Source organism: Allobosea sp., assembly GCF_048595345.1.
In the GTDB taxonomy this organism is placed as follows: Bacteria; Pseudomonadota; Alphaproteobacteria; order Rhizobiales; family Beijerinckiaceae; genus Allobosea.
Map to the genome: position 1 here is coordinate 1 of NZ_JBMDWH010000153.1, position 10,949 is coordinate 10,949.

13 protein-coding genes are annotated in these 10,949 nt (G+C 70.3%); 5 read left to right on the plus strand and 8 right to left on the minus strand.

Annotated elements, in window-relative coordinates; all coding sequences use genetic code 11:
- On the minus strand, window positions 1–206 hold a 206-nt coding region (locus ACOJTB_RS14215; protein ID WP_420103181.1), incomplete at its 3' end, for a hypothetical protein.
- Between the two features lie 144 nt (window positions 207–350).
- Here ACOJTB_RS14215 and ACOJTB_RS14220 point away from each other — a divergent pair.
- The 5 genes from ACOJTB_RS14220 to mog all read left to right on the plus strand — a co-directional run bounded on the left by ACOJTB_RS14220 (window position 351) and on the right by mog (window position 4,884).
- Window positions 351–1,169, plus strand: a complete 819-nt coding sequence (locus ACOJTB_RS14220; RefSeq protein ID WP_420103182.1) for an MBL fold metallo-hydrolase — start codon at window positions 351–353, stop codon at window positions 1,167–1,169.
- Between the two features lie 79 nt (window positions 1,170–1,248).
- On the plus strand, window positions 1,249–2,865 hold the full coding sequence (gene fliK, locus ACOJTB_RS14225) for a flagellar hook-length control protein FliK (RefSeq protein ID WP_420103183.1): 1,617 nt from the start codon (window positions 1,249–1,251) through the stop codon (window positions 2,863–2,865).
- Entirely contained in the window at window positions 2,862–3,155 is a 294-nt protein-coding gene (locus ACOJTB_RS14230; RefSeq protein WP_420103184.1) for an EscU/YscU/HrcU family type III secretion system export apparatus switch protein, read from the plus strand. Before fliK ends, ACOJTB_RS14230 begins: the two co-directional genes overlap by 4 nt.
- Window positions 3,152–4,348, plus strand: coding sequence for a GNAT family N-acetyltransferase (locus ACOJTB_RS14235; RefSeq protein ID WP_420103185.1), 1,197 nt, complete (start codon window positions 3,152–3,154; stop codon window positions 4,346–4,348). The genes ACOJTB_RS14230 and ACOJTB_RS14235 overlap by 4 nt, the downstream gene beginning before the upstream one ends.
- A gap of 2 nt (window positions 4,349–4,350) precedes the next feature.
- The gene (gene mog, locus ACOJTB_RS14240; RefSeq protein WP_420103186.1) at window positions 4,351–4,884 is read left to right on the plus strand and encodes a molybdopterin adenylyltransferase; all 534 of its coding nucleotides are present in this window, start codon (window positions 4,351–4,353) and stop codon (window positions 4,882–4,884) included.
- Window positions 4,885–4,945: 61 nt separating this feature from the next.
- On the opposite strand, the gene ACOJTB_RS14245 is transcribed toward mog, so the two are convergent.
- The 7 genes from ACOJTB_RS14245 to ACOJTB_RS14275 all read right to left on the minus strand — a co-directional run.
- On the minus strand, window positions 4,946–5,494 hold the full coding sequence (locus ACOJTB_RS14245) for a glutathione peroxidase (RefSeq protein ID WP_420103187.1): 549 nt from the start codon (window positions 5,492–5,494) through the stop codon (window positions 4,946–4,948).
- A 131-nt stretch (window positions 5,495–5,625) separates the two neighbouring features.
- Entirely contained in the window at window positions 5,626–6,012 is a 387-nt protein-coding gene (locus ACOJTB_RS14250; protein ID WP_110488895.1) for a response regulator, read from the minus strand.
- A gap of 10 nt (window positions 6,013–6,022) precedes the next feature.
- Window positions 6,023–7,132 carry a chemotaxis-specific protein-glutamate methyltransferase CheB gene (cheB, locus tag ACOJTB_RS14255; RefSeq protein WP_420103188.1) on the minus strand — a complete coding sequence of 370 codons (1,110 nt, stop codon included), beginning with the start codon at window positions 7,130–7,132 and terminating at the stop codon, window positions 6,023–6,025.
- Window positions 7,132–7,722, minus strand: a complete 591-nt coding sequence (locus ACOJTB_RS14260) for a chemoreceptor glutamine deamidase CheD (protein WP_420103189.1) — start codon at window positions 7,720–7,722, stop codon at window positions 7,132–7,134. The genes cheB and ACOJTB_RS14260 overlap by 1 nt, the downstream gene beginning before the upstream one ends.
- Window positions 7,719–8,597, minus strand: coding sequence for a CheR family methyltransferase (locus ACOJTB_RS14265; RefSeq protein ID WP_420103190.1), 879 nt, complete (start codon window positions 8,595–8,597; stop codon window positions 7,719–7,721). Before ACOJTB_RS14265 ends, ACOJTB_RS14260 begins: the two co-directional genes overlap by 4 nt.
- A 7-nt stretch (window positions 8,598–8,604) precedes the next feature.
- Window positions 8,605–10,395: a methyl-accepting chemotaxis protein gene (locus ACOJTB_RS14270; protein ID WP_420103191.1), complete on the minus strand. Its 1,791-nt coding sequence runs from the start codon at window positions 10,393–10,395 to the stop codon at window positions 8,605–8,607.
- A 67-nt stretch (window positions 10,396–10,462) separates the two neighbouring features.
- Window positions 10,463–10,949 (minus strand): chemotaxis protein CheW (locus tag ACOJTB_RS14275; protein ID WP_420103192.1); only part of this gene is annotated, 487 nt, incomplete at its 5' end.

The window sequence follows — 10,949 nt, forward strand, 5'->3', positions numbered from 1 at the left end:
AGGCCTATCGCGATGCCGCCATATTGCCCCAGCAGCGGCAGGATCTCCGCCTTCGCATATTGCTTGCCGCCTGTATCCGGCATGATGAAGCGCGTGCCGTCGGCCGAGCGCTCCCAGCCCGAAATCCGGACCATGTAGAAAAAGGCCACGAGTCCGCCGGCAATGAACAGCCCGGCGACGAGCCGGATCCGGTTGGCGGTCGACATCGGCTTCTCCTGCACGAACCGGCCTGGTCCGGGTGCCCCCGTTCTATGCCTGCCCGCTCACGAATTCGCCAGCCTTGGGCGGCGGCGCTTCCAACGGCGTGGCTTTTGCCTGAAGCTCCCGCAGACGCGAAGCCGGAGCCTGCCATGCACCTCTCCCTGCGCCTGCCTGCCCTGCTGCCGCGGCTGCTCGCTTTGCTGGTATTCGTCACAGCCGGCGCCCTGCCCGCCCGCGCCGACCCGTCCGAGCCCGGCTGCCGGCCCGAAATGGCGTCGCTCCGCCTGCCGATCCGCAAGGTCGCGCTGGCCAAGGACGAGGCGCGGCTCACCTTCGTCGGCCACGCCACCTTCCTGATCGAGACGCCGGCCGGCATCCGCATCGCGACGGACTACAACGACTATGTCCGCCCGCAGGTGACGCCCGACGTCGCCACGATGAACAAGGCGCATTCGACGCATTATTCGAACCGGCCGGACCCCGGCATCAAGCAGGTGCTGCGCGGCTGGGACCCGGAAGGCAAGGGTCCGGCCCGGCACGATGTCACCATGGGCGATGTCCGCATCCGCAACGTGCCGACGAATATCCGCAGCTATGAAGGCGGCACCGACTATGACGGCAATTCGATCTTCGTCTTCGAGATCGGCGATCTGTGCATCGCCCATCTCGGCCATCTCCACCACCCGCTCGAGCCCGGCCATCTGCGCGCGCTCGGCCGCGTCGATGTCGTGCTCTTTCCCGTCGATGGCAGCTACACGCTCGATCAGCAGGGCATGCTGGAGGTCCTGAAATCCCTGCAGGCGCGGGTGATGATCCCGATGCACTTCTTCGGCGGCGGCACCCTTTCGCGATTTCTGGCGAGCAGCGAAGGACTCTGGCCGGTGGAGCGGCGCAGCGAGGCCTCGCTGGTGATCGGCAAGGCGAACCTGCCGCCGCGCCCGACCATGATCGTGCTGCCGGGACACTGAGCCGCCACGCCGGCCGGTAGACCGCAAGGAAATCCTTAAGCTTTTCCGGCACCGTGGCGCATCGCGTCACGGTTGCACGATGAACCTCGCCCAGCTCTTCCAGAGCCAGAACTTCGCGCTGCTGATGCAGGCGCTGGACCAGGCGGGTGCGCTCACCGCCGGGCGCACCGTGCCGGCACGCCTGCTCTCGCTCGAGCCGGACGGCACCGCGACCGCCGCGATCGGCGACACGAAGATCGCGCTCGTGCTCGCAGGCCCGGAGGCGAAACAGGCGGCGCTCCAGCCGGGCGCGACGCTGATGCTCAAGCTCGAAGCGCCCGAGAAGCCGGGCGGCGATCTACGCGCGACCCTGGTCGACATCCGCCCGCCCGCGGCGGGAGCTGCGCCGGCGCAAGCGGCCGATCCCGGTGCAGGCGTCGGGGACCGGACCGCTCGGACCGGAGCCGTCGAGCCCGCGCCCGGCCAGCTTTCACCCAGCCAGCCTTCACCCAGCCAAGCCTCGGCCGGCGCGACCCCGCCGGGTCAGGCGACCTCGAACCGCCCCGCCATAGCGCTCGCGACCTCGCCGACCGGCACGGCCCCCAGCGTGGCCACTCCTCCCGCAGAACCGGCGAAGCCGGCCTCTGCCGCTCGCCAGCCTGTCGCGTCCGCTGCCGCTGCCGCACAAGGCGCTTCGGCGGCCACTCCCTCTCCGTCCAGGGCGCCCGGCCAGCCCCCCGCCGAAGCGGCGACGGCCCCATCGCCACGCTTGCTTGCAGGCCCGCTCCTGGGCGCCGCCCTGCAAAGGCAGGACAGTCTCGCGCCGCTTTTCGCCAATCTTCGCGGCCTCGCCGAAGGCTCGCTCGCGCTGGCGATGCCGCGCCCGGTTCTCGCCGCGGTGGAGCGCGTGCTGGCTCAATCCCTGCCGGCCGTGGGGCCGGCGCCGACCGGGCCTGCCTTGCAGGCGGCGTTGCGTCGCTCGGGCCTTTTCAGCGAAGCCGCCCCCGCCGCAGGAAGGCCGGCGGGCCCGGCGGGCGATCTCAAGGCGGCGCTGCAATCGCTGCGCGCCACGCTGGAGCCTGTCATGGCGGCCTTTTCCCCGAAGCCCCCCGCCGGAGCGCCGGCCCCGTCCCAAGCGGCAACGACGGCGACTCAGTCGCCGCCGCCGCCCCGCCGGGACGGTCCGCTGGCGCCACAGCCCATCGCCGAGCGGACGATCGCGCCGGGCGAATCCCCGTTCGCCATCGCCGCGACGCTGCTCGACCAGACCGATGCGGCGCTCGACCGGATCACGCTCAGCCAGTTCGCCTCGCTGCCGCTGGACGGGCAACGCCCCGAGACCGGCCAGCAGCGCTGGCTCGCCGAGATCCCTCTCGCCTTTCAGACGGGCACCGCCATCCTGCCCCTGCAGATCGAGCGCGAGCCGCCGCGCCGCGGCGTGGCGGAGATCGCGGCACCGGTCTGGCGCGTCCGCTTCGCCCTCGATGTCGAACCGATGGGCCCGCTGCAGGGCATCGTGACGCTTCAGGGCCGGAGCGTCGGCGTCACGCTCTGGGCCGAGCGGGAGGAGACGAGCACAATGCTGCGCGGAGCCGCGCCGGGCCTCGAAGCAGCCCTGCTCCATGCCGATTTCGGCGCGGGCTCCGTCGATGTCCATACCGGGCGCCCGCAAACGGCCCAGCCGCTCGCCGGCCAGTTCCTGGACCGCCTGTCGTGACGGAGCGCAGCCAGCCCCGGATCGCCGTCGCGCTCGAATATGACGGGCAAGGCGCGCCGCGCGTCACCGCCAAGGGCCGCGGCGAACTCGCCGAGCGCATCGTCGAGACCGGCCGCGAGCACGGCGTCGCGATCGAGGAGAATCTCGTGCTGGCCCAGGCCCTCTCGGCCGTCGAGCTCGACGATGAGATCCCGCAGGAGCTCTACCGCGCCACGGCGCAGGTGATCGGCTTCGTGCTCGCCTTGCGCGGCGAGCTTCACCGGGTCAAGCGCGGCGGCACCCGCTCGTGAACCGCGGCCTCGTCGTCAGGCGCCTGAGCGCGATGGCCTATGCCGCGCAAAACGAGGCCTTCGCGGAGCTGGCCGGCCATGCGCTGGAGCCCAATCCGCATATGGCGCCGGCCGCCATCGCCGCCGCGACCGAGCTGATGCCGGAGGCGGAGATCGTCGTGCTGACCGCCTGGCTCAGCGAGGCGCTGGATTTCGAGAGGCTGGTGGGAATCTGGGCGTTCCGGCGTAATCGCGGCTGGCGCAGCGGCCTCGCGCCGGTGCTGGTCTCTCCGCTCGTGCCGTTCTACGAGGTCTCGTCCCTGCCGGTGGTCGATCGCGATCTGGCGGCCGAGATCTGCCGGGCGCTGCTGCGCCACCTGCTCGCCGCCGGCGATCTGCCGCGCAGCCTGTCTCTGCCCGTGCTGCCGCTGGAGGGGCCGGGCCATCGCCTCCTCGCCGAAGCCTGCGCCGGGATCGGCGCATCCCTCACCGTCTTCGAGCGCTGGTCGCGGCCGGTCATGGTCGTCCAGCCGGGCGATGATCCGGAGCGTTACCTGCGCCGCGCGCTGGGCTCAGGCTACAAGAAGCGCATGCAGCAGTTCCGAGCGGTCGGAAGGGCCGGGGCACTGACCTTCCGCCGCAGCCGCGGCGCGGCCGGGCGCGAAGCGCTCGAGGCCTTCCTGACGCTGGAGGCCGCCGGCTGGAAGGGCCGTGAGGGCACCGCACTGGCCACCATTCCGGATGACGCCCGCTATATCCGCCGCCTCGCCGAGGGCTTCGCCGCGGTCGACGGGCTGATCGTCGATACCCTGCTGCTCGACGGGCAGGTGTTGGCGATGGGCGTTCTGATCGAGAGCGCCGGGCGGCGCCATTTCCTCAAGATCGCCTATGACGAGAGCCAGGCCCGCCATTCGCCGGGCCGCACCCTGACCATCGCCATGCTGCGCGCCGATTTCACCGCCGGCGCTCCGGCCTTTTTCGATAGCGGCGCCGGCGAGGAGGTCGATGCGGGGACTTATGTCTGGGGCGAAAGACGGCTGATGGGCCATGTCGTGATCACGCTGGGCCGCCGGCGCCTGGACCGCGTCCGATTGGCCGCCCACGCGCGCTTCTGGCTGAGGCGGCTGCGCGGCGTGCGGCAGAGGCGGAGCGTCGGCCCCGCTTCCCCCGGCTCCCGCGCTGCTCTAACGGTGCCGCCGAGCACGGGAGAGTGAAGATGAGCGCCATCGCCCGCATCGGCATCGTCACGGTTTCGGACCGCGCCTCGGCCGGAGTCTACGAGGATGAGGGCGGCCCCGCCATCCGGGCCTATTTCGAACGGGTGCTGACGTCGCCCTGGGAGGCTGTCCCGTGCCTCGTTCCGGATGATCGCGAACGGATCGCCCGGACGTTGATCGACCTCTCCGACCGGGAGGGCTGCTGCCTCGTCGTCACGACCGGCGGCACGGGCCCGGCGCCGCGCGACGTCACGCCCGAGGCGACGCAGGACGTCATCGAGAAGCCCATGCCCGGCTTCGGCGAGCTGATGCGGCAGGTCAGCCTCGCCAAGGTGCCGACCGCGATCCTCTCGCGCCAGACCGCCGGCATTCGCGGCCGCACGCTGATCGTCAACCTGCCCGGCCGCCCCCGCGCGATCGGCGAATGCCTCGACGCGGTGATGCCGGCCATCCCCTACTGCATCGACCTCATCGAGGGTCCGTATCTGGAAACCGACCCGGCGCTGATCCAGGCGTTCAGACCTAAGAAATAGGATGATCGGCCGCTTGTCATTCCGGGGCCCGCCGCAGGCGCGAACCCGGAATGATGAGGGTTCACCCCGCCTCCAGCTCGCGCCCGATCGCCTGCACCAGTTGCGGCGAGAGCGGACCGGTCGCGGCGCCGAAGCCGCCGACGAGCGAGCCGTCCTTGCCGATCAGGTATTTGTGGAAGTTCCAGCGCGGCGCCTCGGCCGGCTTGAGGCTCGCTGCCCAGCGATAGAACGGATGCGCATCGGGCCCGCGCACCACCGTCTTGGCCATGAAGGGATAGCTCGCGCCATATTCCTCTTCCGCCGCCTTGGCGATGGCCGCGCCTTCGAGGGGTTCCTGGCCACCGAAATCATTGCTCGGCACCGCGATCAGCATCAGCCCGCGCCCGCGATAGCGCTGCCAGAGCTGCTCCAGCGTCGCCAGCTGGCCGGCGAAGCCGCAGCGCGTCGCCGTGTTGACGATCAGCATCGGCCGGCCGCGATAATCGGCCAGCGGCTGGGCCTTGCCATCGGGCCTGTCGAAGCCGAAGCCGTAGGCGCCCGCGCCCTGCGCGCTCGCGGCTCCCGGCACGAGGCTCGCCGCCAGCCCCGCCATGACCATCCGTCGATCCATCCTCGCCTCCTGTCGTCACCCTCGACATACGCAGGATCCGCGCAAACGGATGCGCCCCGCGAACCTGCTGGTTCCGGGGCGCATCGGCAAGGCACGTTGCTGCGAGCCGCGGGCGCGGCCGGCGGTCGAGGTCAGCAGGCGAGAACCTTCTTCACCCGCACTTCGAGATCGCGCAGTTCGTAAGGCTTCACGACGTAATGGTCGGCGCCGTTGGTGGTCGCCTCGTCCATCTTGTCGACCGAGCGCTCGGAGGTCGCCATGATGATCTTGATCTGGTTCAGCTCGGGCACGGAGCGGATGGCGCGCAGCAGGTCGATGCCGCTCATCCCGTCCATGTTCCAGTCGAGCAGGAGCAGATCGTAGCGCTTGGTCTGCATCTTCATCAGGGCCTCGCGGGCGTTTTCCGCCTCGTCGATGTCCTGAAACTCGATCTGCTTCAGGAAGTAGGTCGCGAGTCCGCGCATGCTCTTCTGGTCATCGACCACCAGGATGCGATACTCGCTTCTGGCCTTTGACATCGGTTTCTCCTTACGCGGTGCGCAGATTGGGGCGTTCGCCGAGGAGGTTGCTGACTGCCGCCCCGATCTGGCCGAGCGGCACAACCCTGTCGGCCGCTCCCAGTTCGTAGGCCGCTTTCGGCATCCCGTTTACCACGCAGGTTTCCCCACTTTGGATTAACGTCTCCGCGCCCGCTTTCCGCATGGCTAACAAACCGTCAGCGCCGTCGCGCCCCATGCCGGTCAGCAGGATGCCGATGGCCTGGGCCCCGAGGCTGCGGGCGACCGAGTGAAACATCACGTCGACGGAGGGCGAATGACCGCTGACCAGCGGTCCCTCCTTCAGCACGCAGACGAACTCGCCGCGCCGCTCCTCGATCTCCAGATGGCGCGGCCCGCCGGGCGCGACCACGGCCATGCCAGACTTCAGCCGGTCGCCATCGGCCGCCTCGCGCACGTCGAGCCCCGTGGCGGCCGCAAGCCTTCCGGCGAATTTCGCAGTGTAGCCCGGCGGCATGTGCTGCACCACCGCGATCGGCAGGCGCAGATGGGCAAGGTCGCGCATGACGGTCTGCACCGCCGGCACGCCGCCGGTGGAGGCGCCGATCGCGATGAAGGCCCTCCTGCCGCCGCGCTGACTCTCGCGGCCCGGCGCAGCCGCGATCGAGGGCCGGTGAGCCCCCAGAGGCTGGGCCGCCTGGCGCATGGCGGCGAACATCCTGCGGCTGCCGGCCGCGCGCTGCAGCCCTGCGACGAGATGCGCCATGAAGCCTTCGAGCGTATGGGTGGTGCCGTCCGGCTTCTCGATGAAGTCGATCGCGCCCAGTTCCAGCGCCTGGATGGTGTTGTCGGCGCCCGGCCCGCCGAAGGCCGAGACGATCAGCACCGGCAGCGGATCCTGCTTCAGCACGCGCGCCAGCAGCTTCAGCCCGTGACGGCCCGGCAGTTCCAGATCGAGCGTCACCACATCGGGCCGCAGGTCCTGGATCGCGTCCCAGCCTTCTTCGGCCGATCCTGCGACGCCGATCACCTGAAAGCCCGGCGCGCCGTCGATGATCTTCGTCATGAGCTTCTGCATCAGGACGGAATCGTCGACGACGAGAACCTTGACCGGAGGACCGGAGGCGGATGGCAGGACCATCACCAGACCTCCACTTCACCCGCGACAGGCTGGGTCTTGAGGCGGTCGAGATACGCCATTTCCTGCTGCTGATCGGGATCGCGCGCCGTCGACTGGACGTGCTGGACCCAGGCCCGCCCGGTCGAGGGCTGGTAATGGATACGCCGCGAGCGGTTGCCGCCGACATCCTTCGACACGATCGGAATGCCCTCGCGCTTCAGGAACTCGTTGACGAAGGCGATGTTGCCGTCGCCGATGGCGAGCATCGTCGCGCCGGACAGGACGCGCGCCCCACCGAACACCTTCGCCTCGAAATTGCTGCGCCTCGCGCCGCGCTTGAGCAGATCGTTGATCAGCACCTCCATCGCCGTGTCGCCATAGCGCTCGCCGGCATTGGCGTCGTTGCCGTTGTTCTTCGGCAGCAGGAAGTGGTTGAGCCCGCCGACGCCCGCCTGCGGATCGCGCATGCAGACCGAGACGCAGGAACCCAGCACCGTGGCCACGATCTCGTCCTTGGCGGAGGTGATCTCGTGCTCGCCCGGGGCGACGGTGATGATGGTCGCACCGAAGCGCGGGTCGAAATAGCGGCGGGAGGACCGTGTGATGCTCATGGGGTCCTCTCGTAGATGGTGCGGCCGATCAGGCGAAGATTGGCATGCGGCTGCGGAAGCGACTCGGAATGGCCGAGATATAGGAACCCGCCCGGCGCCAGCAGCGCGACGAAACGGTCGAGGATCGACGCCTTGGTCTGCGTGTCGAAATAGATGAACACGTTGCGGCAGAAAATGACGTCGAACGGCCCGCCCATGGGCCATTTCTCGATCAGATTGAGCCGCTTGAAGGCGATCAGGCGCCGCATCTCGTCGGCCATGCGCACCTCGCCGCGCCCCGCGCCCTCCAGCTTCATCAGCGGCTTCACATCCGCCGGCAGCCGGTCGATCAGCTCGGCCGGATAGATGCCGGCCTCGGCCCGGGCCAGGATGTCGGTGTCGATGTCGGTGGCGAGGATCTTGAAGTCGACATCGTTGCGGTGCCCCAGCGCCTCGCGGCAGGACGCCGCAATCGAATAGGGCTCCTCGCCGGAGGAGCAGGCCGCGCTCCAGATGCGGATGCGCCCGCGCCGGCTCGAGCGCTCCTGCACGAGCCTCGGCATCACATCCTTGCGCAGATGGTCGAAATGGTGCCGCTCGCGGAAGAAGGCGGTGTGATTGGTGGTGACGGCGTTGATGAGTTCCGGCAGCTCCGACGCCGCCTGAGGCGTTTTCAGGAAGGCGCAGTATTCGGCGACCGAGGAGAGGCCGAGCGCCTTGACCCGCCGCGCGAGGCGCCCGCGCGTCATCGCTTCCTTGTGCTCGCGGATGACGATGCCGGCCTGCTCGTAGACCAGCGCGGAAATGAACTTCATATCCTCCCGCGTCAGCGAGATGTCCGCGCCGGGAGCGGCGAAGGGAGCGGAAAGGGCGGGGGCTGCGGTGGCTCGCGACATCGTTGTCCTACATTCCTGCGCGAAGCGGCGCGAAGCGTCCGTGACTGGCCAGGCGCCGCGGCGCCGTTCCGGTGGCCGGAGCCGGACTGCGCGGTTGCGCCGCCGCGATCCCCTGCGGGGCGGTGAGGAAGCCGGCGGCGGCCTGCTGCAGCCTGGCGATCTGGTCCGCCAGCGCCGCCACCGCCTGCGCGCTTTCGCCCGCGGCTGCGGCGCTCTCGCGCAGTTCGCCGTCGATCCCGAGCATCTTGCGGTTCATCGCCTCGACGCCCCGGCCCTGATCGGCCGCCTGCGACGAAATCTCCGCGACCGTCGCGGAGACCTTCCCGACGGCGGCGACGATGCGGCCGAGCGCCTCGCCCGTGCCGCGCACCAGGCGCACGCCCTCGCCGACCTGGCCGTTGGAGGTCGCGATCAGCCCCTTGATGTCCTTGGCGGCCTGGGCCGAGCGCTGGGCCAGCGCCCGCACCTCGGAGGCGACCACCGCGAAGCCCTTGCCGGCATCGCCGGCCCGCGCGGCCTCGACCGCCGCGTTCAGCGCCAGCAGATTGGTCTGGAAGGCGATCTCGTCGATCACGCCGACGATATCGGAGATCTTGGCCGAGGAGGTCTCGATCCGCTCGATCGCACCGACCGCCTGGGTGACGACGCCCTGCCCCTGTTCGGCGGCGCCCATCGTCTGCTCGGCGAGATCGGCAGCCTCCCGCGAGCGGCTGGCGCTGACGCGCACGGAGGTCGCGACCTCGGCGGCGGAGGCCGAGGCCTCACTCAGCGCGGCGACACCCTGCCCCGTGCGCCCAGCCAGATCCTCGACCGTGCCCGCCACCCGGTCGATCGACCAGGCGGCCTCGTCGGCGCCGGCCTGAACGGCCTGGAGCGCACCGGCGATGCGCTCGAGCGCGGTGTTGAGATCGGCCTGAAGCGTGGCCAGCTGGCCGCGATAGCGCCCGCCCATGCGGCGCGTCAGATCGCCTTCCGCCGCGCCCGCGACAGTGTCGGCGATCGCGGCCAGGGCTTCCTCGGCCGTCGCGGCGACCAGGTTCACCGTCTCGGCCGCCTCCGCGAGCGCGGGCGGGCCGCCCTGCGGCAGGCGCTTCGAAAAATCACCCGCGGCAACGGCGGACGCCATCTCGCGCAGCGCCTGCGTCACCGCACGGTCGCCGCTCAGTTCCAGCCATTCGACGGATGTGGCCGGTTTGCCCGAAAGATCGAGCGGGGTCAGCATCAGCTTGACCGTGCGGCGGCCGAGCGGCAGCTCCACCGCGTCGCCGCGACGCGCGCCCGGCTCGGTGCCGACGCGCTCCATCACGCGCCCGAGCATGTCCTTGGCCGAGCAGCCCGGAAAGGCCAGGCGGAAATCGTCCTGCGCTTCGCCGAAGAAGCGCAGCAGCGCCTTGCTGGCATAGACGACTTGGCCTTGCGCGTCGCAGATCATCACGGCGCTGCGTCCCTGATCGAGCGCGGCCCGGATGCGGGCCGCATCGGCGGCTTTGTCCTGCAGCGCGACCAGGGCGCGGGCCCATTCGCCGGCCTCGCCCTTTTCCGGCAACGTCGAGACGCCGGCTTCCTGCCCCTCGGCGAGCCGCGACAGCGCGTCCCGGACCGGCGCCAGGCCGGCGCACAGCGAGCGGGCGGCGATGCCGCCCAGGGCGGCGACCGCGGCGGCACCGACGAGCCCGCCCAGCGGAAATCCAGCGGCCTGCGCGCCATAGACGCAGCCGGCCGCAGCGACAGCGGAGCCGAAGGCGATCAGCGGCTGGCCGAGCGAAAGCGCGGAGGAAGGGCCGAGAGCATTGCCCATGAAGTTCGTTCGTTTCTTGGTCTCGCCCGCTCTCTCACGCAACGCCGGGCCGTTTGAAGGATGTGCCTCAGGCGGCGCGGCTGGTCTTGAGCGGCACCTCGCCACCGTCGCGGATGACCGCGGCCAGGTCGAGCAGGGCGACGATGTCGCTGTCCAGCAGGACGAGGCCTTCGATCAGCCCATGCTCGTCGCGCTCCAGATCGGGCGCCGGGCGCACGGCCGAGACCGGCACGTCGACGATGTCCGAGACCGAGTCGACCAGCAGGCCCGCCGTCTTGTCCTCGACATCGACGACGACGATGACGTGGGTCGCGGTGGCGTCGGTGACGCCGAGGCCGATCGAGGTGCGCAGGTCGTAGACCGCGAGGATCACGCCGCGCAGGTTGAGCACGCCGCGCACATGCGGGGCGGCATGCGGCAGCGGCGTCGTCGCCTGCCAGCCCTTGATCTCGCGGACCATGCCGACATCGATGCCGAAGGTGCGGTCGCCGACCTTGAAGGTGACGATCCGACGCGCCGCCGCTTCCGGCTGCGCAGACGAGAAGTGCTTTTCG

Excerpts from the sequence above, each read along its gene's own strand:
- cheB (WP_420103188.1), bottom strand. The coding sequence starts at position 7,132 with ATGGTCCTGCCATCCGCCTCCGGTCCTCCGGTCAAGGTTCTCGTCGTC.
- ACOJTB_RS14250 (WP_110488895.1), bottom strand. The coding sequence starts at position 6,012 with ATGTCAAAGGCCAGAAGCGAGTATCGCATCCTGGTGGTCGATGACCAG.
- ACOJTB_RS14265 (WP_420103190.1), bottom strand. The coding sequence starts at position 8,597 with ATGTCGCGAGCCACCGCAGCCCCCGCCCTTTCCGCTCCCTTCGCCGCT.
- ACOJTB_RS14220 (WP_420103182.1), top strand. The coding sequence starts at position 351 with ATGCACCTCTCCCTGCGCCTGCCTGCCCTGCTGCCGCGGCTGCTCGCT.
- mog (WP_420103186.1), top strand. The coding sequence starts at position 4,351 with ATGAGCGCCATCGCCCGCATCGGCATCGTCACGGTTTCGGACCGCGCC.
- ACOJTB_RS14260 (WP_420103189.1), bottom strand. The coding sequence starts at position 7,722 with ATGAGCATCACACGGTCCTCCCGCCGCTATTTCGACCCGCGCTTCGGT.
- ACOJTB_RS14245 (WP_420103187.1), bottom strand. The coding sequence starts at position 5,494 with ATGGATCGACGGATGGTCATGGCGGGGCTGGCGGCGAGCCTCGTGCCG.
- fliK (WP_420103183.1), top strand. The coding sequence starts at position 1,249 with ATGAACCTCGCCCAGCTCTTCCAGAGCCAGAACTTCGCGCTGCTGATG.
- ACOJTB_RS14270 (WP_420103191.1), bottom strand. The coding sequence starts at position 10,395 with ATGGGCAATGCTCTCGGCCCTTCCTCCGCGCTTTCGCTCGGCCAGCCG.